The organism is Gluconobacter cadivus (genome assembly GCF_015244745.1).
GTDB classification, from domain to species: domain Bacteria; phylum Pseudomonadota; class Alphaproteobacteria; order Acetobacterales; family Acetobacteraceae; genus Gluconobacter; species Gluconobacter cadivus.
The window spans coordinates 145769-170251 of sequence record NZ_JABCQI010000001.1; the positions used below are offsets into that span (position 1 = coordinate 145769).

General features: G+C 60.3%; 25 protein-coding genes. 5 read left to right on the forward strand and 20 right to left on the reverse strand.

Translation table 11 applies throughout. The features are described 5' to 3' along the window. Together HKD28_RS00650 and HKD28_RS00655 are read right to left on the reverse strand one after the other, a co-directional pair. The gene (locus tag HKD28_RS00650; RefSeq protein WP_194266474.1) at positions 1-1401 is read right to left on the reverse strand and encodes a PQQ-binding-like beta-propeller repeat protein; all 1401 of its coding nucleotides are present in this window, start codon (positions 1399-1401) and stop codon (positions 1-3) included. Next, the gene (locus HKD28_RS00655; RefSeq protein ID WP_328748529.1) at positions 1401-2084 is read right to left on the reverse strand and encodes a tetratricopeptide repeat protein; all 684 of its coding nucleotides are present in this window, start codon (positions 2082-2084) and stop codon (positions 1401-1403) included. Before HKD28_RS00655 ends, HKD28_RS00650 begins: the two co-directional genes overlap by 1 nt. Positions 2085-2271: 187 nt before the next feature. Between HKD28_RS00655 and HKD28_RS00660 the strand changes: the two genes are divergently transcribed. Further along, positions 2272-2574 carry a hypothetical protein gene (locus HKD28_RS00660; protein WP_194266475.1) on the forward strand — a complete coding sequence of 101 codons (303 nt, stop codon included), beginning with the start codon at positions 2272-2274 and terminating at the stop codon, positions 2572-2574. A gap of 26 nt (positions 2575-2600) precedes the next feature. Here HKD28_RS00660 and HKD28_RS00665 read toward each other — a convergent pair whose 3' ends face one another. Genes HKD28_RS00665 through HKD28_RS00720 form a run of 12 tightly spaced genes read right to left on the reverse strand, consistent with a single transcriptional unit; the run spans position 2601 to position 12931 of the window. Next, the gene (locus tag HKD28_RS00665; RefSeq protein WP_099285189.1) at positions 2601-2996 is read right to left on the reverse strand and encodes a hypothetical protein; all 396 of its coding nucleotides are present in this window, start codon (positions 2994-2996) and stop codon (positions 2601-2603) included. 45 nt (positions 2997-3041) lie between these two features. Then, complete coding sequence (locus HKD28_RS00670; RefSeq protein ID WP_194266476.1) at positions 3042-4361, reverse strand: dihydroorotase; 1320 nt, start codon at positions 4359-4361, stop codon at positions 3042-3044. Between the two features lie 28 nt (positions 4362-4389). Further along, the gene (asnB, locus tag HKD28_RS00675) at positions 4390-6150 is read right to left on the reverse strand and encodes an asparagine synthase (glutamine-hydrolyzing) (protein ID WP_194266779.1); all 1761 of its coding nucleotides are present in this window, start codon (positions 6148-6150) and stop codon (positions 4390-4392) included. After that, positions 6150-7199, reverse strand: coding sequence for a glycosyltransferase (locus HKD28_RS00680; RefSeq protein ID WP_194266477.1), 1050 nt, complete (start codon positions 7197-7199; stop codon positions 6150-6152). Before HKD28_RS00680 ends, asnB begins: the two co-directional genes overlap by 1 nt. A gap of 36 nt (positions 7200-7235) precedes the next feature. After that, entirely contained in the window at positions 7236-8156 is a 921-nt protein-coding gene (locus HKD28_RS00685; protein WP_194266780.1) for a glycosyltransferase family 9 protein, read from the reverse strand. Beyond that, positions 8156-8842, reverse strand: a complete 687-nt coding sequence (dnaQ, locus tag HKD28_RS00690; protein WP_194261464.1) for a DNA polymerase III subunit epsilon — start codon at positions 8840-8842, stop codon at positions 8156-8158. The genes HKD28_RS00685 and dnaQ overlap by 1 nt, the downstream gene beginning before the upstream one ends. Beyond that, positions 8839-9444: a dephospho-CoA kinase gene (gene coaE / locus HKD28_RS00695; RefSeq protein ID WP_194266478.1), complete on the reverse strand. Its 606-nt coding sequence runs from the start codon at positions 9442-9444 to the stop codon at positions 8839-8841. Before coaE ends, dnaQ begins: the two co-directional genes overlap by 4 nt. 3 nt (positions 9445-9447) lie before the next feature. Next, positions 9448-10278, reverse strand: a complete 831-nt coding sequence (locus HKD28_RS00700; protein WP_194266781.1) for a shikimate dehydrogenase — start codon at positions 10276-10278, stop codon at positions 9448-9450. Beyond that, a complete protein-coding gene (locus HKD28_RS00705) occupies positions 10275-11039 on the reverse strand; it encodes an N-formylglutamate amidohydrolase (RefSeq protein WP_194266479.1) in 765 nt (254 codons plus the stop codon). The genes HKD28_RS00700 and HKD28_RS00705 overlap by 4 nt, the downstream gene beginning before the upstream one ends. A gap of 16 nt (positions 11040-11055) precedes the next feature. Then, on the reverse strand, positions 11056-11715 hold the full coding sequence (locus HKD28_RS00710) for a TlpA disulfide reductase family protein (protein ID WP_194266480.1): 660 nt from the start codon (positions 11713-11715) through the stop codon (positions 11056-11058). A gap of 38 nt (positions 11716-11753) precedes the next feature. After that, on the reverse strand, positions 11754-12335 hold the full coding sequence (locus HKD28_RS00715) for a TlpA family protein disulfide reductase (RefSeq protein WP_194266481.1): 582 nt from the start codon (positions 12333-12335) through the stop codon (positions 11754-11756). Beyond that, on the reverse strand, positions 12332-12931 hold the full coding sequence (locus HKD28_RS00720; protein WP_194266482.1) for a TlpA disulfide reductase family protein: 600 nt from the start codon (positions 12929-12931) through the stop codon (positions 12332-12334). Before HKD28_RS00720 ends, HKD28_RS00715 begins: the two co-directional genes overlap by 4 nt. Before the next feature lie 15 nt (positions 12932-12946). Between HKD28_RS00720 and argH the strand changes: the two genes are divergently transcribed. Both argH and HKD28_RS15880 read left to right on the forward strand, forming a co-directional pair. Continuing rightward, complete coding sequence (gene argH, locus HKD28_RS00725) at positions 12947-14392, forward strand: argininosuccinate lyase (RefSeq protein ID WP_194266483.1); 1446 nt, start codon at positions 12947-12949, stop codon at positions 14390-14392. Continuing rightward, a complete protein-coding gene (locus HKD28_RS15880; protein WP_268898542.1) occupies positions 14389-14520 on the forward strand; it encodes a hypothetical protein in 132 nt (43 codons plus the stop codon). The genes argH and HKD28_RS15880 overlap by 4 nt, the downstream gene beginning before the upstream one ends. On the opposite strand, the gene gluQRS is transcribed toward HKD28_RS15880, so the two are convergent. After that, a complete protein-coding gene (gene gluQRS / locus HKD28_RS00730; RefSeq protein WP_194266484.1) occupies positions 14489-15349 on the reverse strand; it encodes a tRNA glutamyl-Q(34) synthetase GluQRS in 861 nt (286 codons plus the stop codon). The two genes, HKD28_RS15880 and gluQRS, sit on opposite strands and share 32 nt — an antisense overlap. 142 nt (positions 15350-15491) lie before the next feature. Here gluQRS and HKD28_RS00735 point away from each other — a divergent pair, with 142 nt between their 5' ends. Further along, entirely contained in the window at positions 15492-16064 is a 573-nt protein-coding gene (locus HKD28_RS00735; RefSeq protein WP_194266485.1) for an HNH endonuclease, read from the forward strand. A gap of 53 nt (positions 16065-16117) precedes the next feature. Further along, complete coding sequence (locus HKD28_RS00740) at positions 16118-16564, forward strand: CHRD domain-containing protein (RefSeq protein ID WP_194266486.1); 447 nt, start codon at positions 16118-16120, stop codon at positions 16562-16564. 92 nt (positions 16565-16656) lie between these two features. Here HKD28_RS00740 and HKD28_RS00745 read toward each other — a convergent pair whose 3' ends face one another. From HKD28_RS00745 to hsdR, 5 genes are all read right to left on the reverse strand, one after another. Continuing rightward, a complete protein-coding gene (locus HKD28_RS00745; RefSeq protein ID WP_194266487.1) occupies positions 16657-17070 on the reverse strand; it encodes a hypothetical protein in 414 nt (137 codons plus the stop codon). Positions 17071-17391: 321 nt separating this feature from the next. Further along, positions 17392-18309: a restriction endonuclease gene (locus HKD28_RS00750; protein WP_194266488.1), complete on the reverse strand. Its 918-nt coding sequence runs from the start codon at positions 18307-18309 to the stop codon at positions 17392-17394. A 4-nt stretch (positions 18310-18313) separates the two neighbouring features. Continuing rightward, entirely contained in the window at positions 18314-19627 is a 1314-nt protein-coding gene (locus HKD28_RS00755) for a restriction endonuclease subunit S (protein ID WP_194266489.1), read from the reverse strand. Further along, the gene (locus tag HKD28_RS00760) at positions 19624-21090 is read right to left on the reverse strand and encodes a class I SAM-dependent DNA methyltransferase (RefSeq protein WP_194266490.1); all 1467 of its coding nucleotides are present in this window, start codon (positions 21088-21090) and stop codon (positions 19624-19626) included. The genes HKD28_RS00755 and HKD28_RS00760 overlap by 4 nt, the downstream gene beginning before the upstream one ends. Further along, on the reverse strand, positions 21091-24468 hold the full coding sequence (hsdR, locus tag HKD28_RS00765) for a type I restriction-modification system endonuclease (protein WP_194266491.1): 3378 nt from the start codon (positions 24466-24468) through the stop codon (positions 21091-21093). Between the last annotated feature and the right edge of the window lie 15 nt (positions 24469-24483).

The window sequence follows — 24483 nt, forward strand, 5'->3', positions numbered from 1 at the left end:
TCAGCCATAGGCCCGCAGAACGGCATCCTGCGACAGAGCCAGCACATGACCGTCACAGACGATCGGCTGAACCTGACACGGGGCAACGGTCTTGCGGGTCAGTTCAAGTTTCCCGGTCACGGCGTTCACGACCGCCATGCCTTCTTTCGGAAAGGTGGAGAAGCAGACCAGCTTGCCATTCACCAGAAGCGGTCCCACCCAAGCGATGGCATCCTTTTCCACATCTACCCGGACAAAGCGACGAAGCTGCGTGATCCAGCGGACATGCCCGGACAGACGATCCAGACAGGCAATCTGCTGATCCGTGGACAGCACATACATCCAGTCGCCACAGATCGCCAGAGGGCTCTGTCCGCTGACTTCACGTTCCCACAACCGTCGGCCTGAACGCATGTCGATCGCCACCAGCACGCGGGACATGGACACGGCATAGGCCGTGCCGTCCTTAATGACCGGCGCGCCCCGGATGCAGGAGAAATCCAGCATGGCGCCCATGCCGTTCGTGCCACCCAGACTGTCGCTCCAGACCATCTCGCCTGAAGCCGCACGCAGGGCAACCAGATCGCCGCTGCCAAAGCCCGCGAGAATAACACCATCCACAAAGGCTGGAGCGGACTGGCCGAAAATGACCGTGTCGGACGCCGTTGCCTGATACGCCCAGACCTGATGGCCCGTATTCGCATTCAGCGCGATCAGACGCTCGTCAATGGTTCCGAAGACCATCAGGCCTTCTGCAATCGTGGGTGCGGAACGACCCGGCGTTCCCGTACTCACGCGCCATTTTACCTTGCCTGTCAGCGCGTCGACCGCAAGAGCCTGAGCTACGCCGTCCACGATGTAGAGCGTGTCTCCGTCAAGCGCGAGGCCACCACCGATATTGGTGGAACGGCTTGCCGAAGATGCAGGCTGGCGTGTCCAGACAAGGCGGCGGCCCGGCCATGTCCAGGCCTTAACCACGCCTTGCGCGTCCGTCGTGTAGAGATGTCCGTTTCCAATCACCGGAGGAGACTGGATCGCGCCACGATTAGTCGGCATGATGGCGATCATGGACAGGAAACTGGATGGATCGGTCGGCGCACCGATGGCCTGACTCCAGGCCAGATCCGGACCATTCCAGGCAGCATTCACCGCGACATGGGACGGACGACCGCCTTCCTGAAGCCATTCCCGAACCGGCTGCACCGGACCCAGATTGATCGGCGTATGATCGTCGTGATCAACCGTCAGCCCGGCCCCGGTGGACAGCACATCGACACGATGCCCGGCCAGAGGTGGCTTCTTGTCGTCTTCAAACAGGCTGCATCCGCCGAGGACTGCGAGCGCACTGCCTGAGCAGGCCGTCCGAAGCAGAGCCCTGCGGTTCACGGGGAGAGAAGAGCGGGAAAGAACAGGACGGCGCATCAACCGGCGTCTCCAAATGTCTCAAGCAGGGCCTGCGCACGCGCACGCACCCCTTCGGTCGCGTTTGCACTGCTGACGATCTGTGTCAGGATACGCCGGGCTTCCTTCTGCTGGTCGGCCGTCGCGCCGGATCGCAGATCCAGCGCCACAAGACCTTCCTGAGCGAGAGGCGCCCATGCTCCACCACCCTGCGCCAGAGCTTCATAGCCCGAACGGATCGCCTTCGGGTCAGCAGGAGAGGCCGTCTGGGCGTTCAGGCCCATATAGCGCGCCATGTCCCGCAGAGACGGTTCGGCTGAGGAATCATCCGCAACGCTTTTCCATGACTGGAGAGCCGCAGCGTCCTGATGTGCCTGAACCTGAAGGTCGGCCAGACGCAACGCAGCATAAGAGCGCGCACCCGCAGGGCCATGCTCCGCCAGATCCTGCAAGGTTGCGGTGGCTTTGCTGATGGCCGCAGCGTCCCGCTTCGGATCAGACAGAGCAGCCATGGCTGTGAAATAGCGTGCCGATGCTGCCTTTTGTGCGACATGGCGCGCATGGCTGTTCCAGCCCCACACACCACCCCCGATGGCACCAACGAGCACAACGACGCCAGCTACGGCACCAATCCGCCGTGCCATGGCCCGCAACCGCTGCGCCTGCATTTCTTCGTCAATCTGCGTGATGAAATCGTCTGCCACCTGGTCCCCTGCTGGATCGGTCTTCAAACTGTTTGCACAACCATACAGGTGCCGAACCGTCGCGGCAAACGCTTCACACGCCCGGACAGATATTCGCGTAGCGCGCAGTACTGAAAAACCGGTTTTCGTCAGAAAATCCGACCGACATTCAGACTTCCTTAACGCGGCCCAACGCATCCTGACGGCCATGAAAAAGCCTGCCCCGCTCCTGTTGTTTCCGCTGGTATTCTGCGCCCTTGACGGCTGCGCGCCGGACCGTATCGCGTCCGCCATTACCGGAAAGGACTGCAACACGGCCTATCTGTATGACAATGAGAGTTTCTGTGCCCGCCCGATCGGGCCACCTCCGCCACAACCTTACTGCACGACGAGCTTTGAAGGTACGACCTGCTGGGCGCGTCCTGACCTTATGCCCAATGTCGCCCGCCAGACCTATGAAGGCCCGACGACATTGACACCGCTTCAGAATCAGGAACGCATGGGGCAGTAAGAGTCGCAAACTGCCCCAACTGGGCTTCAGTGATGGCCGAGCTTCCGCCCGGCTGCCGCAAGATTGGCGGAGAGCGTCTGGAATGATGCCGCAATATGAGACTGAACGGCGGCACTTCCCGCATGGACATGCGCGATCCGCGCACTGGCATCCTGGCTGATGGCCGTTTCTTCGCGGTTAGCCTGAGCCGCAACGCAGGCATTATAGACGCGGGCGGCCTTTTCATAGGCCGTCACACGGTCAACGCTTTCGTTATATTGCGCGACCGTCCCAGCCTTGACGGCTGGCGCCTGCGGCTCAGCACCACATTTTGGAGCCGTCCATGCTGCCTCACCCGCCTGTGCCGTTCCGGCACCAACAATTCCTGCGAAAACCAGTCCAAACAGCACCGCCTTACGGCTGGCGGCAACGCAACGTCTCATACAGCTCCCTTTCCTGATTAAAGCGTTGCGCGCCCTACGCCCAGATCAAGGCGCAAATTTGGCAGGCTGACCTGTTGGCGCACCCGGAACCTCATTGTCCTGCATCACGACCGTTCCACGGACGATCGTCGCCATCGGCCATCCCGTGACACGCGTGCCATCGAATGGCGTCCAGCCCGCAGGCGTGACGATCCAGTCATTGGTGATTTCACGCTCTGCCTTCATGTCCACGAGGGTAAAATCGGCATCGAATCCAACGGCCATCCGCCCCTTGGTCTGCAACCCGTAAACGCGCGCGGGCCCAGCGGCCATCAGATCCACAAGACGCGACAGCGACAGACGGCCCGCATTCACATGATCGAGCATGACGGGCACGATCGTCTGCGTCCCTGTCAGGCCAGCCGGGCATTTGGGCCAAGGAAGCTGCTTGGCCTCGAGCGGATGCGGTGCATGGTCGGAAGACACCACGTCCACCCGCCCGTCCCGCACGGCTTTCCAGCTCGCTTCCCAGTGCGGCCGGTCCCGGAGCGGCGGGTTCATGACCGCCAGACCACCGAGCTTTTCGTAACATTCCGGCGCCACCTGCGTGAGATGGTTCACCAGAACCTCGACCGTGGAAATATCTCTATAATCTGCCAGATATTCCAACTCCTCCGCTGTCGAGACATGCAGGATATGCGCCGGACGGTTAGTTTTTCGGGCTAGCGCCATGATGCGACGCGTGCCGAGGAACGCACATTCCACATCCCGCCACACACTATGTGTTTCGTAAGGCTGACCCTCGTGGAACATCGGCTTGCGCGCCTGAAGGCGGTATTCGTCCTCCGAATGATAGGCCACGCGGCGATGGCCAGAGCGCATGACCGCTTCAAGCCCCGCATCATCTTCGATCATGAGATTGCCGGTGGACGATCCTGCGAAAACCTTCACCGCACACACACCCGGCTGCTGCTCCAGCACCGCCAGATCCGGCGTATTTTCACGCGTCGCACCGACATACATCCCGACATCCACATGGGCCGTCTTGCGGATATGATCACGCTTCCAGTCGATCATCGTCACGTCGGTGATGCTCGGAGACGTGTTGGGCATGTCGAAAACCGTTGCAATCCCGCCCAGCGCCGCAGCGCGCGTTCCGGTTTCCAGTGTTTCAACTTCCGGCTTGCCCGGATCACGCAGATGAACATGCGCGTCGATCAAACCGGGCAGAACATGCAGGCCACGCGCGTCAATCACCCGATCCGCTTCATCCGTCGAGGCAACGGACAGCGACGCGACCTTGCCGTTGCGAACTCCGATATCTGCTTCAGCCTCGCCCCAGGGAAAGACGCAGCGTCCACCGCGGATGATCAGATCGTAATGCATGTTCCGTCCTTGCAAATCAGTAAGCTATTCATAAAGCGCGCGAGAGAGTTTCAAACGTATCCCCATCCACGGGAACACCCTCGATATGATGGCGATGCCAGAGCGCATAAAACAGTAATGTCCAGGCCTGCCGCGCAACGCCGCGCTGGCTGGCGCGGGCGAAAAGACGCTCTACATCCTGCTGCGGCATCATGGCGCGGATACAGGGCTGACGCGCGACCAGCGGCCCCAGACGCGGAGCCTGTTTCTCGATCCATGCCCCTACAGGCACCGTAAATCCCTGCTTTGGCGCAAACGGCCGGGCCTGAGGCAATGCGTCCTGAAGCCAGCGGCGCAAAAGCCATTTTCCGTAACCGTCACGCACTTTGAACGTCTCAGGTAAAGACCACACCGCTTTGGCCACCACCGGGTCCAGCAGCGGGGTACGTCCTTCCAAAGAATGGGCCATCAGACAGCGATCCAGCTTGAGCAGCAGATCGTTGGGCAGCCATTCCGCGATATCCAGCGCCTGCGCGCCTTCGAGCCCGGATGTTCCGAGCGCCACTTCCGTCATGGCGATCCCGTGTCGCCACTGCCGCCCCCGCTGCGGAAAATTTCGGCCGAAGGTCCCGGAGCGATACGGCGCACGGCCACCTTTCCACCAGGGTTTCATGACCCGCCGATAGCGACCATAGCCCGCAAAAAGCTCATCCCCGCCCTCACCACTCAGGATGACGGTCACGTCCTTTTTTGCTTCGCGAGCCAGAAACCATGTCGGGATGATGGCATAATCCGCCGCCGGATCGTCCATACACGCTACGATGGCTGGCAGATCGCGCCAGACCATGTCTTCGGTGACGGTCAGGACATGATGCTCCGCACCGACAGACGCCGCCAGAGCGGCGGCATCGGCGGACTCATCTGCCGATCCGGCATCAAAACGCGCGGTCCATGTTTTGGGGTGCGGCAGTCCAAGCCGATGGGCCGCCGCCAGAATGACCGAACTGTCGATCCCGCCCGACAGGAACAGCCCAAGCGGTACATCCGCCCGCAAATGGGCTGCCACGCTGTCGAGAATCGCCGTGTCCAGCCGGGCCAGTGCGTCCGTATCCGTCAGGCCGGCCGGAACCGTATCCCGTGCCTCGTGCAGAACGTGACGGCGGCGTGACTCCACGATTCGCCCGTCCACGATCCTGAGCGTCTCACCCGGAAGAAGACGCCGGATGCCCTCGAAAATGGTGTCCTGGCCTGTTGTGAACTGAAGCTGCATCAGTTCATCACGCGCGCCTTCGCGAACGGCGCGTCGCCCAAATCCGCCCGCAAGCAATGCCTGCGCTTCGGATGCGAAGGCGATGCCGCCTTCGTAAGCCGCAATATAGAGCGGCTTGATTCCGAATGGGTCACGCGAGAGCACCATTTCATGACGCCCATGCTCGTTCTCCACGATTGCAATGGCGTACATGCCCCGCAATGCGTGGGTATAGCCCGCACCGTCCTGCAACCACAGGTGCAACGGCGGCTCGCAGTCACTGTGCGTCTGAAAGCAGGTTGTGGGGAAACGTCTGCGGAGGACCGGATCGTTATAGATTTCACCATTCGCGATCAGGGCTGCCGCGCCAAGTTTAAAGGGTTGCGCACCGCCTGCGATATCGACGATGGACAGCCGCCGGTGACGCAGGGCGGCCCCCGCCAGATCCAAGCGCCCCTCCCCATCCGGTCCACGGTGGAAAATTGCCTGTGACATGCGCTCCAGCGCCGCGTGGTCCGGGCGATGTCCCGGCAAACAGGACAGGCCTGCGATGCCACACATCAGACCCGTACCCCGTCCAGAAACGCGGACCATCTCGCCATGACCACGTTCTGCGAAAACTCCCGCTCAAACCGCGCCCTCCCGTTCACGGAAAGCTGCTGCGCCAGCGTGGGACTTTCCAGAACACTGCCGATCTGCGCCGCAAGGTCCTTCTCGTCCTCGACTGCAACCAGAAGCCCGTCTTCCGTGCCTTCAAGAATTTCCTGCGGTCCCTGAATGCTGCTTGCCACGACCGGCACCCCGGCGGAGAGCGCTTCGATCACGACATTGCCAAGTGGTTCGATCCGGGACGGGCAGACCAGAACATTACAGGCCCGCAGCCATGGGCCGCTCTGACCAATCCAGCCGGGAAGATGCACGCGATCCGCAACAGCTTCCGCTTTCGCCAGCGCCTCAAGAGCGCCACGCTCCGGCCCCTCACCCGCAATGACGAGATGCACACCCGGCAGATGCGCCATCGCCCGGATCAGCACATCGAAGGCCTTGTTTTCATGCAGGCGGCCCAGAGCGAGCACAAACGGCACACCGGACGGGAGAAAATCGGGACGCTGCGGCGTCACGTCCGAAAAATCCGTCGCGAAATTCGGCAGGTGATGCACGCGATCGGCGGCCCAGCCCTGCGTTTTCATCCAGTCCGCCAGACCCCGCGTATTGCCGATCAGATGATCGCATCGCCGGTAGTTCGACAAGTCATAATATCCGCCCAGACGCCCAGCCATCTGCCACGGCCCTGACGGCACGAGACGCGCCGCCCGGCTCATCCACGCCACAACGACATCCGGGCGGAACGCATTCAAACTACGCCGCAAGCCGGGCCGGGTCCGCAGGTCCAGCAGACCGCCGAACCGATACGTCCGGGTGTCGACTCCTGCTTCCTCAAGCCGTGCGAGCCGACCGGCATCGTGTCGGATCAATGCCTGAACGGGACGGCCATCCTGCATCTGGGCCATCGTCAGGCGCTCGAAGAAAAGCTCTGCGCCCCCTCGGGGAGCCCCCGCCATCACATGGGCCACACGGCCCCGGTATTCGTTGGACGATGCAGACATCATCCTTCTTCTATCGGCCATGACCGACGGGGCATCAAGTCAGTCTGTTGCAAGGTCCGGAACAAACACGCTTTTTTCATTCAGGATTTCCGTCGCAGCTTTCAGAACCTGCGCCACATCCAATCCGGCCATAGGAGCATGACCTTCCGGCCCCGGGGCTTCCACAAAACGCGCAAGACGACCGGCGGGCGCATATTCCGACGCCCGGGACGGCCCAAACAGACCCAGCGTCGGCGTCCCCGCAGCGGCGGCGAGATGCATCAAGCCGGAATCATTACCTACAAACAGCGCGCAACGCTGAAGACGTGCCGCCACATCGCCTAGCGCATGGTTCCCGCCCAGATCCAGCGCATCGGGAAGTCCCTTTAGCACAGGCTCCGCCCGCGCACGCTCGTCCTCACCGGGTCCATAAAACACGACGGGGCGTAGATTTTCCGACCTTAGTGCCTGCGCCAGCGCCACGAAGCGCTCGGGGGGCCAGATTTTGCCATCCCAATTCGCCGTCGGCCCCAATGCCAGCCAACGCCCTTCAGGCAATGCCGCAACCGCATTCGCCTGTTGCGCCTCGGACGTCCAGACACGCGGCATGGGCGTGCGACGATATCCGAGCGCTTCTCCAAGCTGTTCAACCCTCCGCCCCGGACGACGGCCGCCCCGCACGATGATCCGACGCCGCGCCCGCAGTGTCAGCCCGAGCAACGATCCGCGCAGATCCACGACCATGAACCATCGTGTTCGGAAACAGGCCCGCCACAGATCAATCCAATGCCGGTCATGAGGGCGCTTTTCCATGGTAATGATGCGCTCACATCGCGGGTCCGCTTCGAAAAGCCCCGCCGCTACAGGACCACAAACCACTGTGAACATCGCCGCCGGATAGCGCTTCTGCAGGGCATCCAGAACGCCCGTGGAAATCACCGCATCGCCCAGACGGTTGGACGTGATGAACAAAATCCGCATCATTCGCGATGCCACACCGCGTCCTTGATGGTGCTCACGAATGCCTCATGCACCTGAAGTTCTTCCGCGGTCGGCGGGGCCATTTTCCGTGGCGGACGACTGGCGAGCGCATTGATCCCGTCCGTCATGCTGCGACTGCGGGACGGACCTGCCAGACCTAAGCCACGTTGCCGTCCGCCCATCAGTTCGACATACACTTCCGCCAGAAGTTTACAGTCCAGCAGCGCGTTATGGGTGCCGCGCTGCGACAGGTCGATGCCGAAACGCCGACACAGCGCATCCAGGCTTGCCGGAAGGCCCGGATATTTTTTCCGCGCCATTTCCACAGTGTCGATGGCCCGGCTGGCGTAGTCGAGCGGCTCACGTCCACAGGCTTTCAGCTCGGCATTGACGAACTTGAAATCGAAGCGGGCATTATGCGCGATCATCGGACTGTCTGCGATGAACTCCAGAAAACCGTCCGCAACTTCGGCGAATTTCGGCTTTCCCTCCAGATCCTCGATCCGGAACCCGTGCACCTTGGTCGCTTCGGGCGGGATATCACGCTCGGGATGGATCAGCACATGATAGGCCTCACCCGTCGGCAAATCGTCGATCAGTTCGAGAGCCGCGATCTCGATGATGCGGTCGCCCATATCCGGGTCAAATCCCGTGGTTTCCGTATCGAACAGGATGGATCGTTTCATGACGCCTCACGCAGCCGGTGCAACAGGGCATGGACCTGCCGGGCGGCGTGTCCACGGGACAGGCCGGTTCGTATCACGATGTCGGTCCGGCGTCTGCGTTCATGGTCACTCATCTGACGGGCCAGCAATCCTTTGGCATCTGTCACGCTCATACGGCCTCCGTTGCGCCCCCGCTGTCGGATACGCGACAAACGCGTGCTCATTGGAGCCTCCGCAACTACAACCATATCGCAGCGTCGGTCTTCGCCGATTTCCATCAACAGCGGAATATCGAGCACGCAGAATGACTCTTGTCGTGCCCGGCACTGCTTCAGAAAACGCACCCGTTCGGCGCGCACCAACGGATGCATGATGGCTTCCAGACGTTTGAGCGCATCAGGCTGCGTCCGTACAATCTCTCGCAGCGCCCCTCGATCCAGACGGCCTTCAACCACCGTGTCCGGAAACATTTTTTCGATCAAGGGGAGTGCCTTCCCCCCTTTACCCTGAAGCCTCCGAACACACGCATCCGCATCGAAAACCGGCACTCCGGCTCTCCGGAACAATGTTGCAACCGTGCTTTTCCCGGCTGCCATCCCGCCCGTCAGACCGATGATCCGCACGCCCTAGCGCAGGCTCGCCGCCAGAAGGTCGAACGTCGTCCGGTCGGCCTCAGGGTCAACGCCGAACCACGCCCGAAACCCGGCCCGCGCCTGATGGACGAGCATTCCCAGACCATCCACCGTCCGCAGTCCGCGCGCCTGAGCGGCCAGCAGCAGAGGCGTCTCACGCGGTGTGTAGACGATATCGGTTACGCAGAGCCCCGGCGCGGCCTCTCGCAACGCGGAATCCCAGTCCATGCCGGGCTTGCCCCCCATGCCCATGGAGGTGGCATTCACCAGAAGCGAACACCCCGACAGCAGGGACGGCCAGTCGTACCACGCGACGGCCTCACCGCCACCAAGCGCTTCGACCAGAGCCTCGGCCCGCTCCAGCGTCCGGTTCGCGATTACGACCTCGCAGCCCCGGTCCAACAGCGCAGCCGCCACAGCCCGCGCTGCACCACCTGCACCCAGAATCAGCGCGCGACCACCAATCGCGACATCATGTGCGCTCAGATTGTCGCAAAAGCCCGTTCCGTCCGTACAGTCACCGATGATCCGTCCCGCTACGAAACAGATCGTGTTTACGGCTCCCGCCCGTTTCGCAGTTGGCGTGAGTTCGTCACAGGCGCGCATCGCGGCTTCCTTGTGCGGAATCGTGACGTTCACGCCCTGAAAACCCGCTGCTGCCAGTCCACGCAACGCCTGATCGAAGCCTTCCGGCCGCGTCGGCAGCGGCACATAGGCGCCATTCACCCCGTTCACCCGGCACCAGTGATTGTGCATCAGCGGAGAGCGCGAGTGTTCGACGGGCCATCCCATCACGCCGGCGAGTTTCGTATGTCCGTCAATCATGCCGCCAGCCTTTCCCAGACTTTCGGCAGCAAGTCGGCCAGACGCTCGGCCCATGCCCGCTGTCCGGCTGTTTCAAGGATCAGATCCTGCCGGATCTCGATTTCCAGATAGGGCAGACCCGCTGCTTCTGCATGGCGCGGCACCGTGTAGTCGGACGTATCGGTCAGAACGTAAGGCTCGTTATCACCCACGCACAACGCACTGTCTTCGCGCAGCAGGTCCAGCGCGATCGACGCCATGCGGCTGTCCGAATTGTGCAGAATGCCGATCTGCCACGGGCGGTCTTTCCCGTTCATCTGCGGCGTAAAACTGTGCAGCGCAATCAGCGCCGTCGGACGCGAGCCCCGCTCGGCGAGAACTTCTGCGATCGTGTCATGATACGGATGCAGGATTTCCCGCTCACGTTTCGCCCGACAACTCTCCTGCGCCGTCTGATTAACCGGAACCGGCGTGCCATCACTGACACCCGGCATGGATGTTGGATGGCCGGGGGCGCGGTTGCAGTCGATCACGAGCCTTGAATAGACCTGCTCGATCAACGCTGCGCCCAGCGTTTCATGCAGCACGCGCCCGACACCGACGATGCCGATATCCCAGGCGATGTGCCGGTCCCAGTCCTCGGTCCGCACCCCCATGTCTCCCAGCGCATCCGGCACCGCCCGCCCTGCGTGATCGCTCACGAACACGAACGGAGACGGCGTCTTTTCAGGGAAAAGAAGGAAGGGCGCCGGGTCATTGGCGCCAAGAAGGGGAGCAGACATCAGGACTTTACTCTTACTATCCAGCCAGAGCCTGCACAGTATGCCTCACAGCGTCCGCAGACCAGTCCATGTTCCCGATGGATTCCGCCACGACTTCGCCTTTCGCATTCAGGATCAGCGACCGGGGCACGCCATGCAGGGACATGACATCTGGTGTCAGGCTCTTCAGATCATCCGGGCGCACCTGCCGGATCGACTGGATCAGCGCCGCCTGATCGGCCGTTTCCATCATCACTGCTGAAAGCGGATCGACCAGGATCGGCAGGGCGTCGATCCCGTGGCTGTCATAAAACGCCCTGACCTTGGGAATCGTGCTGCCACGCACAGCGACGGCGACGATCTGCGGCCCCTCGGCCCCTAGCGCCTTGGCCGTCGCATTCACCGAAGGTAGTTCGCGGATGCAGGGCGGGCACCATGTTGCCCAGAAATGCAGGATGAACGGTTTGCCATACCAGTGCGACAGCGGCACGTCCTGATCCTGCTCGTTCTTCACGCTCAGCGGCGGCAGAACTTTTGGCACAGCCAGTTTGCCGAAAGAGTTCGGCTCGAAAGCCAGCCCCTTCCCGGCCTCTTCCTTTGCCGCCGTTGCGGCAATGGCCCGTCCCGAAACCAGGAGGGCACCGGCTCCGCCTAAGAGATGACCCATGAGATGACGGCGCGTCAGGGGGAAAGTCATGTTGGAAATCCGTTCTTTCATTTCTACTTTATCGCGTCTCAGGCAGTCGTGGCGGCAAGCACCTGATGAAGCACGCCAACGGCATCGGAAGCGCCCCAGTCCAACGGACCGGCCGCCGTCGCGCGAATGCGCCCTGCACCATCAATCAGGAATGTTACAGGGATGGCAAGCGCCGCAGCCCGGTACCAGTCTTTCAGAGCCGTCCCGTCCACTGTCCATGCGGGCAAATCTGCGATGCCGTTTCGGTCCAGAAACGCACGAACATCGTCGGGCGATCCACTTGAAACCGCGACCGGAACAACAGGGCAATCTGTCCCCCATGCCCGCATGAACCCCACCAGAGCAGGCAGTTCATGACGGCAGGGCGGGCACCATGTCGCCCAGACATGCAGCAGGAAAGGCGCTCCCCGACGCGAGACAAGTGACAAATGCGCACCTTCAGGGCCGGACAGCGAAAGCGTAACGGATTCCGAGACGGGCCGCCCCGGCATCAGCCGCTCAATCGGCATCCCACGGCGCACAACCGTCCCGGCCAGTTTCGAAGCCCCGATCCCGACCAGAACCGCAAGACCTGCCGTTCCCAAAACAAGGCTCCGCCGACTGGCCAGCCCACCGCTCACGCGGGTTTAGGCGCCTGAAGGCTCGACAGGATCTTTTCAAAAGACGCCTGACTGTCCGGCGCGCTCCACGCCATTTCCCCTTCGACACTGGCACGCAACCGTCCCTGCGAATCAATTACGCAGGTCATGGGAAGGCTTGGCTCGCCGGAGGTGAACCATTGAGAAAACTCATGCTGGTCCAGCGTCCAGGGCGCGATATGCGGCAGATTGCCCTGCGCCAGAAAGATCATCACTTTCGGCAGCGGACTCGCCACGGCGACTGGAATGACAGGAATGCTGGCTCCGGTTTTCTCGATGAACGCATTCAGTGCAGGAAGCTCGAGCCTGCACGGCGGGCACCATGTCGCCCAAAGATGCAGAATAAAGGGCCGCCCCCTCAACGAGGAGAGTGCCAACATCGTGCCATCCGGTCCCTTAAGCTGGAAATTCACGGGCTCCAACTTAGGCGCGCCGGGCGCGAGCGAGGGCAGCACGGGCTGTGCTCCATCCGCTGCGCGGGCGGAATTCCCCAGCCCGCAATTGCAGAGGGAGGCTGCCGCAGCTAGGCTAGCAGCTCCTCCAAGAAGGGTTCGCCGGTCGATCTGCTTCCGAATCATCTGCTTACGGTTATCATGAAAAACGCTCCTGTCGACACACAATCAGATGCCGCCACGTCCTTTGAAGGCACTGCCGCCAATCCGCAATGGGGTGGCCGCTTTGCCTCAGGCCCTGCCGCCATCATGGGTGAGATCAACGCCTCCATCGGATTTGACAAGATCCTGTGGCGACAGGACATCCGCGGTTCTCTCGCACACGCTGCCATGCTCCAGAAAGTCGGCCTGCTGACCGAGACGGAACTTGCCGAAATCCGTCAGGGCCTTGGCGATATCGCGCAGGAAATCGGCGAAGGCCGCTTCGAGTTCTCCCCGGCCCTCGAAGACATCCACATGAACATCGAAGCGCGCCTGTCCGAACGGATCGGCGAGGCCGGAAAGCGCCTGCACACGGCGCGCTCGCGCAACGATCAGGTCGCCACCGATTTCCGCCTCTGGGTCCGCGATGCCATTGACGGCCTTCAGGACCAGACCGCCGCCCTGATGCGGTCCCTCGCCAAGCGCGCGCTGGAACATGCCGCAACGCCGATGCCCGGCTTCACCCATCTTCAGGTCGCACAACCGGTCACGTTCGGACATCATCTTCTGGCCTATGTCGAGATGCTGTCGCGCGATCGCGGCCGTCTGCGTGACGCCCGCGCCCGTCTGAACGAATGCCCGCTCGGCTCGGCCGCTCTTGCTGGAACGTCCTTCCCGATCGACCGTCGCATGACGGCTGCAGCGCTGGATTTCGACCGCCCGACCGCCAATTCACTCGATGCCGTCTCGGACCGTGACTTCGCGCTCGAATTCCTGTCCGCCCTGTCGCTTCAGGCCATGCATCTGTCGCGTCTGGCAGAAGAAATCGTGATGTGGGCCTCTGCGCCCTTCGGTTTCGTCACGCTGTCCGATGCCTTCACAACCGGCTCCTCCATCATGCCGCAAAAGCGCAACCCGGACGCCGCCGAACTGGTTCGCGCCAAGATTGGCCGGATCATGGGCGATTTCGTGGGCCTGCTGACAGTCATGAAGGGGCTGCCGCTCGCCTATGCCAAGGACACGCAGGAAGACAAGGAACCCGTCTTCGACGCCACCGAGGCCATGACGCTTTCCCTCGCCGCCATGGACGGCATGATCCGGGACCTCAAGGCCAACGCTTCCCGGATGCGCGAAGTCGCGGGCATGGGCTTCTCCACCGCGACCGACCTCGCCGACTGGCTGGTCCGTGAACTGCGCGTTCCCTTCCGCACCGCCCATCACGTCACAGGTCGGCTCGTCGGCATGGCGGAACAGAAAGGCTGCGATCTGGCGGATCTGTCGCTTGGCGAAATGCAGTCCGTCGAGCCCCAGATCAACGCGGGCGTTTTCGATGTCCTGACCGTTGAGGCCTCTCTGGCGTCCCGCACCAGCGAAGGCGGCACCGCACCGGCCAATGTGACGCATCAGGCCAAAGCGTGGCTCGCAAAACTCGGAGAATCCACATGAAAACCCTGCTGCTCGTCAGCATGGCGCTTATGGCTCTCAGCCTGACCGCCTGCGGCAAGAAAGGCGCGCCACACGCCCCCGGCCCCGCGCAGGACATCACCTATCCGGGGACCTACCCGCCGGAATAAAGCTCTCTTTCAAAGCCTGCCGCACCAGTGGATGGTCCAGAACCTGTCGGGCCGTCCACCCCTCCTGCCGCAGAACCCGCACACCTTCCGCCCCATCCCGTTTGGACAGTTTCTGCCCGTCCGCACCCATGATGAGGGCATGATGGGCATAGACCGGTTCCGGCCAGCCCATCAGGTCCTGCAACACCCGCTGCACCGACGTCGCCTCGTACAAATCCCGCCCGCGCGTGACTGTAGTCACGCCTTGCAGCGCATCATCACGAGTGACGCACAGATGATACGAAACACCCGTATCCCGCCGCGCCAGAACAATATCACCGAACGCCCCGGCCTGCCCTGCCATCTGCCCATGCCCCAGTTCGTGCCAGCCCGGCACTTCCTGCAACACATCAAGCGCCCGCCCCATATCGAGCCGCCAGACCGGCTCCCGACCTGCATGCAGCGCGCCATGCCGACAGGTTCCCGGATACACGACGCTCCCGTCCGGCGCGGCTTGCGTCGCAGCCTCGGCAATCTCCCGTCGCGTACAGAAACACGGATAGAGCAGCCTCCGCTCCCGCAGAGTTTCCAGTACGGACTGATATTCAGACAAATGTCTGGACTGCTGCCGAACCGGCGCGTCTGACGACAATCCAAGCCAGTCCAGATCCTCCCGCAGCGCTGTTGTTAGCTCCGGCGTACAGCGCGTCGTATCAATATCCTCGATACGGATCAGGAACCTTCCGCCCTCACCCGCCATGATCCGCGAATAGAGCCCTGACACCACATGTCCCAGATGCAGAAAGCCCGTAGGACTCGGCGCAAATCGTGTTGTGGCGGGAAGCGTCATGAATGTGTCACCAGCGTTTGCTTGCGGTTCGCGCAGTTTACTGGAATAGTTTCCTCAAAGAAGCCGACGACACGTGTTTTCCCGCTGTTTGTCCCGTTTTCATTCGGCGCCTAATCCCGCATGTGTCGTCCTTGCAGAAAGGATGCGTGTGGTGTCCGTCAGCGGTCAGCATTTTCCGGCTCTTGTCCTGAACGCGGATTTCCGTCCGCTGTCCTATTTCCCGCTCTCGCTCTGGTCCTGGCAGGAAGCGGTCAAGGCCGTCTTCCTCAACCGCGTCTCGGTCCTTTCGGAATATGAAGACGCCGTCGTCCACTCTCCGAGCCAGAGCATGCGCCTGCCCAGCGTGATCGCCCTGAAAGACTATATTCCCAGCGCGCGCAAACCGGCCTTTACACGCTTCAACGTCTTCCTGCGGGACAATTTCTCGTGTCAGTACTGCCACGACCGATTGCCCACGCACGAACTGACCTTCGATCATGTCATCCCCCGTGCCCGCGGCGGACGCACGACATGGGAAAATGTTGTCACTGCCTGCAGCCCCTGCAACCTGCTCAAGGGCTCAAAACTACCAAGCGAACTCGGGATGCACCCGCACCGCAAGCCGGTCCAACCCAGCAGTCGTCTTCTTCAGGAAAATGGCCGGACCTTCCCACCCCATTACCTTCACGAAAGCTGGCGCGATTATCTGTACTGGAATACCGAACTCGAAACCTGAGCAGACGTTCTGTTGATCCCCATTCTGCCCAACTTCTGCAAGGATGATTTTCCATGCGTACCGGACTTCTGCTCACAACATTCGCCCTCGGTCTTTCCGTCACAGCCCTCCCGGCTTCCGCCGAGACCCTGCATCTTTTTGGCCCTTTCAAGGGTGAACACGGTGCCACAACGCCGATCAAGGGTTCGGCGTCCGCCATGCTGGACACCACGAAAAACACCCTGACCTACCGCTTCGAAGATAATGGCCTGTCCGGTCCCGTCACTGCCATCCATCTTCATGGCCCCGCAGATGCAGGTGAAGACGCAGGCGTTCTGGCCCCAATTAACGGTCCCTACACCACCCGCATGACTGGTACACTCCAGCTCACGCCTGATCAGGTGAAGGACGTTCAGGCCGGACGGAGCTACATCAATCTTCATACGGAAAAATTCCCGGACGGAGAAGCCCGCGCCCAGCTCACCACGGAACTGACCGGCCACCGCCACCACGCGGAATAAGACTGTCATCACGGCAAATTAAAAAAGGCCTGCCCCTCACAGGGCAGGCCTTTTTCATGAGACTGGCAACAGATCCAGTCTGGCGGGCAGTTTTATTCGCCTGTCGTGGAATTTTTCGTAGCGGGAGCCTTGGCGGGTTGTCCCGGATCAAGATCATGCACGGTTTTTTTCGTCCAGACGCGAGTGTCATGCACCGCATCCTTCGTACCGTTCTTGGTGGCCTTCCAGCCCTTCTCGCCTTTCTTGCCAGTCCAGTGAGCCGCATCGGAAACGCCATTTTTCGTAGCGTCCCAGCCTTTAACGCTCTCTTTCTTCGTCCACTGCGCCGCATCGGACGTGTCATGACGAACCGCAGCCCAGGACTGACGCACACTCCGGCACAGATCGGTTTCACAGGGCTTCTCAGCGGAGTCAGCCGCCATAGCCTGCGGAGCCATTCCCAGCGGCAGCGCGGCCAGAGCAGCAAGAAGCAGAGGGGCGGAAGAGGAAATGAACCGGATCGACATCGAGAGTCTCCTGTTTTCAGAGACATACACCCTGTCACCCTCCACAGGGTCGAGCAACCCCAACATAGCCTCTCCATCACAACACATAATAACCACAACAAAAAACCCCGCATCACTGCGGGGTTTTCAGCACGTCAAACCTGAAGAGGTTCAAGCACTAACGAAACAGAATCATTCCCACTCGATGATAAATTATAGTAATTTCCATAGTAAAATCAGGAACTTATATTTCTTATTAAGATCGATGCCATGAAAAATACCCCTCCCTGAAAACACGCTGCTTGGCGCGGTACAGCCTTGACCCGTTAGCGCTCTGCTGAGCTACTCTTCCGTGAAAAAGTCTTCGTCGAGCCGCTTGAACTCAATCGTGCGACTGACACGAACGCCGACGCCATATTCGATCATCAGGTCGGTCAACCGTTCCCCATCGATCAGGATGACTCGCTGGGCGAGGTGTTTGACGTAATCTCGCGCCTGATTGCTGAAGGTGGAGGTGGTGACAAACACGCCCTTGGTGGCACCGTGGCCGACCAAGCTGCCAACAAAAGCCTGCACATCAGGGCGGCCGACAGTTGTTTCAGCGTAGCGCTTGGCCTGAACATAGACCCGGTCCAGGCCCAGCCGGTCCTCGTTGATGACGCCATCGACGCCGCCGTCGCCCGAACGGCCGAGCTGGGTGGCTGCGTTCTTGTGCGATCCGCCATAGCCCATGGCGATCAGCAGATCGACGATCAGTTGCTCGAAGAAGGCCGGTGTGTTCTGGACGATACGTTCCAGCAGGTCCGCGCGGAGCGCCGATTGCACGGCCTGATAGGCCGTCTCAATCTGTTCCTCCGGTGTGCCGGTTTCGACTGTCGGAGCGATGGCAACAGGTGCGGCATCGTCGTCTGAAGATTTCTGACCGCTGAAAAATTCGCGGAAGCCCGCGAAGTCCTTCAGTTCGTTCACACCGATGCGTGTGGGATTGGTTGCCAGCAACCCCCGCCCGGCATCGGTCGCGATGAAACGCCCGCGCTGTGGGGAGGCCACGAGGCCCGCCTTGGATAGATAGGTTTTTGCCCAGTGGATGCGGTTGTACAGCAGGCGTTGTCGCCCGCTGGGTAGCATTTTTTCGCGTTCGTCGGGACTGAGACCGAGATCATCGGCAATCTGCTCGGCGGCATCGGCCACGCGCTGTTCGCCAGCGGCGGCGAGGCGCAGGACCGGCAACATCAATGTCTGGTAATCGGGGATGGCCATGGGGTCAGGCCGCCTTCTTGCGGCCGCGCTTGGCCTTTGGCGCGGCAGCGCGTTCTTCCCGGATGCGATCGAGCAGGGCGCTCGCGGGTTCGTCGGCAGGGTCTTGCGGTACCAGTTCGCCCCTAAAGGCCTTGGCCAACACCGAATTATCGAGGTGATCGATCAGCTTGCGCGCGCTCGTGGCATCGACCGTAACCCGATTGATCCAAGACAAAGCCCTCTCGATACGTCGAACAATTTCTTCCTGCTCTTGCACTGAAGGAAGATCGAAGCGGAAAGCAGCCAACTTCTTCGCATTGATGTTCGACTGACTCACGCCGTCGGTCTTCACTTCCCAGCTATAGGCGCGCCCGTTTGGTGCATTAAGGCAATATGTTAGGAATGCAGGCAACAGCTGCGGCTTACACCGTACCTTGATGAGATAACCGGCATAAATGGCTTCGCGTTTCCCTGTGAATAGCGCGGTTTTACCAACCAGCGCCGGGCTATTGGTGCGATTGAACAGCACATCGCCGTTCTTCAGTCGGTATTTTGCGATTTCCGCAGCGTCGTCCGTAAAAACGAGGTCCGCCCAGTCGAGTTTGCCGTCTTGAATGTTCCCCATTCGGAGAACCGGCACACGCCCCTGTTTTGCAGATTTCGCAGCTGAACCGTAGTTAAAGCCCTCAGCTACTTCGCCAAGTAAAACGCTGCGCGTCGCTGCCAAACTGCGACCTTCGCGCCATTCTCGCGTCAAATCGCCCCGGAAGGCGGCGGCGAGGATGGCTTGTTTGTATTTCTCGACGAGGCGGGGAATGTGGTCGAGATGGTCGCAGGCGCGTCTGGATTTGCCGGTGAAGCTGTCGATCTTCGCCACGATCCGCCGCTGTTCGGGGAGTGGCGGAAGTGGGACATTAATTGGTGCCAGATCTGATTTGTTGAACCCGTTTTGCGCTGAGCGTGAGATATTGGCCAGCGGATTCTGGAAGTAATCGCTGCGAAGTAGTTGCTTAACCCAGCCAGGATGAAGACTATCGTGGTCAAAAATCATACGAACGAGCGCAACATTGTATGCGCCTGCTTTCCCACCAAGAATTTTGCCCACGCTTGCGCCATAACGACCGATCATAATATCTTCGGCACTGCATTTCGGCCACTTGTGGTGATCTTTAATAAAGACTGCTTTTGCGTCACTTTCAAAGTCACGTATCTGGAGCAACCGCACATACCCTGGGGCAGCGGTGTCGCGGAAGGTGGATTTCGGCGGCTGTGATCCGCCTTTAAAGTCGAAGAGTTCGCCGAAAGTCGTCAAGCTCCAACCTTGTGGCAGATCACTCATTCCGCTGCCTCCGCAACGTTAGAGGTTTCATCCCCGCTCCCAGACTCTAATTCATCGGATAGGGCCTCAATCTCCTCCAGCGCGGCCTTCAAATGGCCGATGATAGCGGCGGCAATGTCCTCCGGTTCGGTCAGTGCTTCTTCCGCCTCCGCCTCGGTATCCCGAAGCCAGCTTATGTCGAGGTTATCATTGCGGTTGGTAATGGCGGCACGGTCGAACTTGCGCCAGCGGCTATCCTCGCCCCGATCCTGCCGTTTGGCTCCGCCATTGGCATCCGCACCATAGGCTGCCTCAAAATCAGTAAAATCGGCGACTACCAGCGGACGGGTTTTGCCAAAGGCGGGCATGTTTGCCCGCATGTCGTAGACCCATACAGCCTTGGTGTTGCCCTTGTCACTCTTGCCACGCCGGAAGAACAATACATTGGTTTTGACGCCTTGGGCATAGAAAATGCCGGTCGGCAAACGCAGGATGGTGTGAAGGTCGCACAAATTCATCAACCAGGTGCGAAGGCGGCGTCCGGTATTGTCCTCGAACAGCACATTGTCGGGGATGACCACGGCAGCGCGGCCGCCGGGGGCCAGTGCGCGCACGATATGTTCGACGAAGGCAAGCTGCTTATTCGACGTATCCGCCGTGATCGAGAAATCGGAACGGGTAGGACGTCCTCCCCCCTTCTTGGTGCCGAAAGGGGGATTGGTCAGGATCACATTGGCCTTGGGCAGCGCCTCGCCGTCAGGCGAGAGCGTATCGATATTCTCCATCCCGCCTTCGATGCCATGAAGCAGCAAATTCATCATGCTCAGACGGTGAGTATCCGGTACCAGTTCCGCGCCAGAGAAAGCGTTGTGCCGCTGGAAGAAGGCCTGTTGCTCCGTCAGGGTGTAGAGATCGTCCGTATGATCCTTGATGTAGCGATCGGCGGCGACGAGGAAACCCGCCGTTCCACCGGCTGGGTCCTGGATCACTTCGCCCGGCTGCGGCTGCATCAGGCGCACAATGCAATCGATCAGCGGACGAGGCGTGAAGTATTGCCCTGCGCCGGATTTCTTGTCGGCTGCGTTCTTTTCCAACAGGCCTTCATAGAGGTTGCCCAGCCCCTCTTCGCGCGCGGAGAACCAGTCGAGTTGATCTATGTTAGACGTCAGCGCTTTGAGGTTGGTTGGCTTGCGCAGACGGGTCTGGGCGTCGATGAAAATCGCGCTGACGAGCGCATCTTTCGCTTTGCCGAGCTCCAGCAACATCGCCTTGTAATAATCCAGCTGTTCCAAGCCTTCTCGTTTGGCAAGCAGGCCCCATCGCCAATCTTTCGGCAAACGCTCTTCCTTGCCTGTCTCTTCCAGCATCTTGAGGAACAGTAGGTAAGTCAGCTCTGTCACATATTCGTTGTAGGTGACGCCATCATCGCGCAAGACGTTGCACAGGCTCCAAAGCTTGGCGACGATGTCAGTGGTCGTGCTCATTTACGCGGTCTTCTTCCACAATTCTTCGTTAATCCCGGCGAGGATGCTTTCCAGCTCTCCGCCGAACACTTTATTAAGGCGATTGAAGCCGCCATCGGCGATAAACGGCTCCTTGTCGATGGCGACACGATCCACCACAATCTCTTTTTCGATCTGCTCGCCGATCCGCTTGAGCCAGCGTTTCTGTGGATCTGTCCATGCACGGCTCGCCATGATGGCGCGCATCGCGTGTCGCACACGGTCTTCATAAGGGATCAGGGCATCGCCCAAGGCTGCCTGCCGGACGAAGCCGATGACAGACGCGGCAATTTCCTCATTGCGTGCATCCGCCCACGCACGGCGCAGATTGGCGTCGGAAAAGCCCTTGGAGTCTAGGGCAAGGCGCAATGCCTTCAGATCGGCGCGGGTCAGATCACGAGGTCGTTGCACGACGACTTTGAGGGCTGCGATCGTGTTGATATTGTCGCGCACAAAGGCGGCGAAGCTATCCAGAAAATCCTCAGGTTTCGCCCCGCTGCCATAACCGCGCGACACTTCAACGATATGATCCGCGTGCTTGGCAATCGGGACGTGGCTTGCATTGTCGCCATCAGCCTGCCAATCGAGGATAGGGCCTATCGCGGCACGGTCTTTCAGCCATGCGGCAAGGCCCGGTGCATCGCCAGACATGACCCTTTGCAGCATCGCCTCCGGCGTTTCTCCCGCTGTGGCCTCGAACTGCTGTCTAGCCTCATCGGTCAGCTTTTTGAGCCGACGACGCAGCTTCACGGCGAGCTGTTCGCGAATGGCCTCCCGCTGCTCATCGTTCTGCGCGGCTGTCATTTCGTGGACGAGCTGGGAAAAGCTGATCGAGGGGTTAACGACGACCGGCTTCATGTCGGTCATGTTCTGGAGGTGGGGATAGAGATCGACGGCGTCGAAAATCCGGAAGACTTCTTTGCCTATTTCCGGACACTGACGCGTGGCGCGACCAATCATCTGTTCATACAGGATGCGACTGTTCACCCGGCGCAGGAACACGAGGTTGGTGATTTTTGGCACATCAATGCCAGTGGTAAGGAGGTCGACGGTCACAACGATTTGCGGATTGGCATCGTTGCGGAACGAGCGAATCCAGTTCTTCACCTTGTCCACGCTACCGGTGATTTTTTTTACGGCTGCGTCGTCAATCTCGCCATAGTGCTCAGCAAATGCGGTTTTGATCGCGCTGACCACCATATCCGCATGGGCATCGGTGGCTGCGAAGATCAGCGTTTTACCGGGTAGCGCCGGATCGATGTGGCGCGCTAGTTCCTCCGCCACGACACGGTTGAAGTCTGGGGTGATGACCTGCCGATTAAATGCCTCTACCTCAAAACGGATTTCGTCGGGCGCATGGGCCAGATCGACTTCTCCGGTGCGGGTATTGAGAAGTTCAAGCTCTTCATCCTTCTCGAATTTGATACCCGCGCGCCCTAGCGCAGTTTCGATTCGGATCGGCGGCTCGTGGTCGATCAGAAAGCCATCCACCACCGCTTCGCGGTAGGAATAGGTGAAGACCGGATCGCCGAAAATATCCGTGGTGTGAAGCGCAGGCGTGGCCGTCAGGCCGATCTTGACCGCATCGAAATAGTCTAGCACGCGCCGATACTTCGAGATGTAGTCGTCCTGCCCCCTAAAGCTCAGTTCCGTATCCGACATTTCCCGGTCAAGCAGATAGCCCCGGTGGCATTCGTCGATGACCATCAGGTCATACTGGTCCACTGGCGGCACGGATGCTGCATCGGCGGCGAACAGCACACGCTTCACCAAGCCCTGAATGGTGCAGATATGGACCTTGGTTTCCAGATCCGGGGTCACATCTCCCAGCCCCTTGAGGCCGAAGATTTCCGCAAATGTCTTGCCGGATACGACTTTGGTGGTCGAAAACTCTCCCTCAGTCTGATCACCAAGGGCGCTGCGATCAACCACGAAACATATGCGCCGGAACCGCTTCACTGAGAGCAGACGGTACAGCATGGCGATGGCCAGCTTGGTCTTGCCAGTGCCGGTTGCCATCGCGACCAGAACAGCCCGCTGCTCAGCCGACAGGGCGGCTTCCACGGACCGGATGGCGCTTTCCTGATAATGGCGAAGCGGAAAGCCAAATTCGAACGGCTGGGCCTTTAGGGCGGCATCAGCAGCATCTTGATCGACTTCAAGCAGGCCGGTCAGACCTTCCGGCGTCGGCCAGTCAACCAATGCGCGGCGATGGTTCGCGGCTCGCCGGGTGTCGCGGAACCAGATGCCGCTCTCTGTCTCGATTTGCCTGAGATAAGATCTGCCATTCGCGCTGAACGCAAATGGCACTTTGTGCTCACCCCAAGGGCCACCGGCGTAAATGAAATCGGTGCTATTCTTGATGCCGACCGAATAACGCTCAGCCTGATCGATTGCAGCGGAAACATTCTTCCGGCGGCGCTTCGCTTCCACGACGCCGACCAGGGTGGTTCCAACAAACAAGGCATAATCAGCCGGGCCATTTGCAGTAGGCCATTCAGCGATAGCGAGATTGCGGCCTTTGGCTGGGCGAACACCATTAGCGTATCGAAGCTCGCGGGTGTTCGCCTCCCATCCACGGTCGCGAAGTTGCTGGTCTATGAGCGCGCGTGTTTCCGCCTCGTCGAGGTCGATCTTTATCGCAGCCTTTTCGCCCCGCTCCACCAACTGAGCAGCTACAGCGCGAGGGGTGGCCTCCGCCTCGGCTTGGAGCGCAGCGAGCTTGGCAATGACCTCGGCCTTCTCGGCATCGATGTCCTGAGCGATCTTCTCCCAAGTGGAACGCTCCTCAGCCTCGCGCGACAACCTCTCTTCTACTGCCTCACGCGCGTGAGCGTGCTCGTCAGCCTCAAGTCGAGCGCGCGCCGCATCGCCTTCAGTTTCCGCTACTTTTTGCCTAAGATTTTCAATCTCTTCGCGCAGCGCAACCGTCGCATCGACGGGCTTGCGCGGCGGAACAAAGGCACCGGACCGAAAGTCGGCTGCACGGCCATAAGTCCTATGAAACCAAATACCGAGCGACCAAGCGAATTTCAACGCCGTAAGGGCGGTAGAGTGGTCGCCCGTTGCTTCATGCACCGCGCTGTTTCCGGCCTTCCGCAAGGCATGAAAAATATCAGCGGCTTCTTTCGGTATTAGTCGGTCATACGACAGGCGTCGCAGGGTTTCCTCGAATGTTTCACGCTCATCACGATAAACCGCATGGTGGGCAGCGACCAGCTTCGCCATCAATTCTGCAAACTGTCGCAGCTTCACGATCGCCGTGGAGGGATCGCTAGGGAAATAGCTTTCCGCGAGACCACCAAGAGTCACTAGTTGTTTGTTGTGCGGCGCTAAGAAACCGAAGTTCAACGAATTCATCGTACACCTCGGTTC

Excerpts from the sequence above, each read along its gene's own strand:
- HKD28_RS00650 (WP_194266474.1), bottom strand. The coding sequence starts at position 1,401 with ATGCGCCGTCCTGTTCTTTCCCGCTCTTCTCTCCCCGTGAACCGCAGG.
- HKD28_RS00660 (WP_194266475.1), top strand. The coding sequence starts at position 2,272 with ATGAAAAAGCCTGCCCCGCTCCTGTTGTTTCCGCTGGTATTCTGCGCC.
- HKD28_RS00665 (WP_099285189.1), bottom strand. The coding sequence starts at position 2,996 with ATGAGACGTTGCGTTGCCGCCAGCCGTAAGGCGGTGCTGTTTGGACTG.
- HKD28_RS00670 (WP_194266476.1), bottom strand. The coding sequence starts at position 4,361 with ATGCATTACGATCTGATCATCCGCGGTGGACGCTGCGTCTTTCCCTGG.
- asnB (WP_194266779.1), bottom strand. The coding sequence starts at position 6,150 with ATGTGTGGCATCGCAGGCCTGTCCTGTTTGCCGGGACATCGCCCGGAC.
- HKD28_RS00680 (WP_194266477.1), bottom strand. The coding sequence starts at position 7,199 with ATGATGTCTGCATCGTCCAACGAATACCGGGGCCGTGTGGCCCATGTG.
- HKD28_RS00685 (WP_194266780.1), bottom strand. The coding sequence starts at position 8,156 with ATGCGGATTTTGTTCATCACGTCCAACCGTCTGGGCGATGCGGTGATT.
- dnaQ (WP_194261464.1), bottom strand. The coding sequence starts at position 8,842 with ATGAAACGATCCATCCTGTTCGATACGGAAACCACGGGATTTGACCCG.
- HKD28_RS00700 (WP_194266781.1), bottom strand. The coding sequence starts at position 10,278 with ATGATTGACGGACATACGAAACTCGCCGGCGTGATGGGATGGCCCGTC.
- HKD28_RS00705 (WP_194266479.1), bottom strand. The coding sequence starts at position 11,039 with ATGTCTGCTCCCCTTCTTGGCGCCAATGACCCGGCGCCCTTCCTTCTT.
- HKD28_RS00710 (WP_194266480.1), bottom strand. The coding sequence starts at position 11,715 with ATGACTTTCCCCCTGACGCGCCGTCATCTCATGGGTCATCTCTTAGGC.
- HKD28_RS00720 (WP_194266482.1), bottom strand. The coding sequence starts at position 12,931 with ATGATTCGGAAGCAGATCGACCGGCGAACCCTTCTTGGAGGAGCTGCT.
- argH (WP_194266483.1), top strand. The coding sequence starts at position 12,947 with ATGAAAAACGCTCCTGTCGACACACAATCAGATGCCGCCACGTCCTTT.
- HKD28_RS15880 (WP_268898542.1), top strand. The coding sequence starts at position 14,389 with ATGAAAACCCTGCTGCTCGTCAGCATGGCGCTTATGGCTCTCAGCCTG.
- gluQRS (WP_194266484.1), bottom strand. The coding sequence starts at position 15,349 with ATGACGCTTCCCGCCACAACACGATTTGCGCCGAGTCCTACGGGCTTT.
- HKD28_RS00735 (WP_194266485.1), top strand. The coding sequence starts at position 15,492 with ATGCGTGTGGTGTCCGTCAGCGGTCAGCATTTTCCGGCTCTTGTCCTG.
- HKD28_RS00740 (WP_194266486.1), top strand. The coding sequence starts at position 16,118 with ATGCGTACCGGACTTCTGCTCACAACATTCGCCCTCGGTCTTTCCGTC.
- HKD28_RS00745 (WP_194266487.1), bottom strand. The coding sequence starts at position 17,070 with ATGTCGATCCGGTTCATTTCCTCTTCCGCCCCTCTGCTTCTTGCTGCT.
- HKD28_RS00750 (WP_194266488.1), bottom strand. The coding sequence starts at position 18,309 with ATGGCCATCCCCGATTACCAGACATTGATGTTGCCGGTCCTGCGCCTC.
- HKD28_RS00755 (WP_194266489.1), bottom strand. The coding sequence starts at position 19,627 with ATGAGTGATCTGCCACAAGGTTGGAGCTTGACGACTTTCGGCGAACTC.
- HKD28_RS00760 (WP_194266490.1), bottom strand. The coding sequence starts at position 21,090 with ATGAGCACGACCACTGACATCGTCGCCAAGCTTTGGAGCCTGTGCAAC.
- hsdR (WP_194266491.1), bottom strand. The coding sequence starts at position 24,468 with ATGAATTCGTTGAACTTCGGTTTCTTAGCGCCGCACAACAAACAACTA.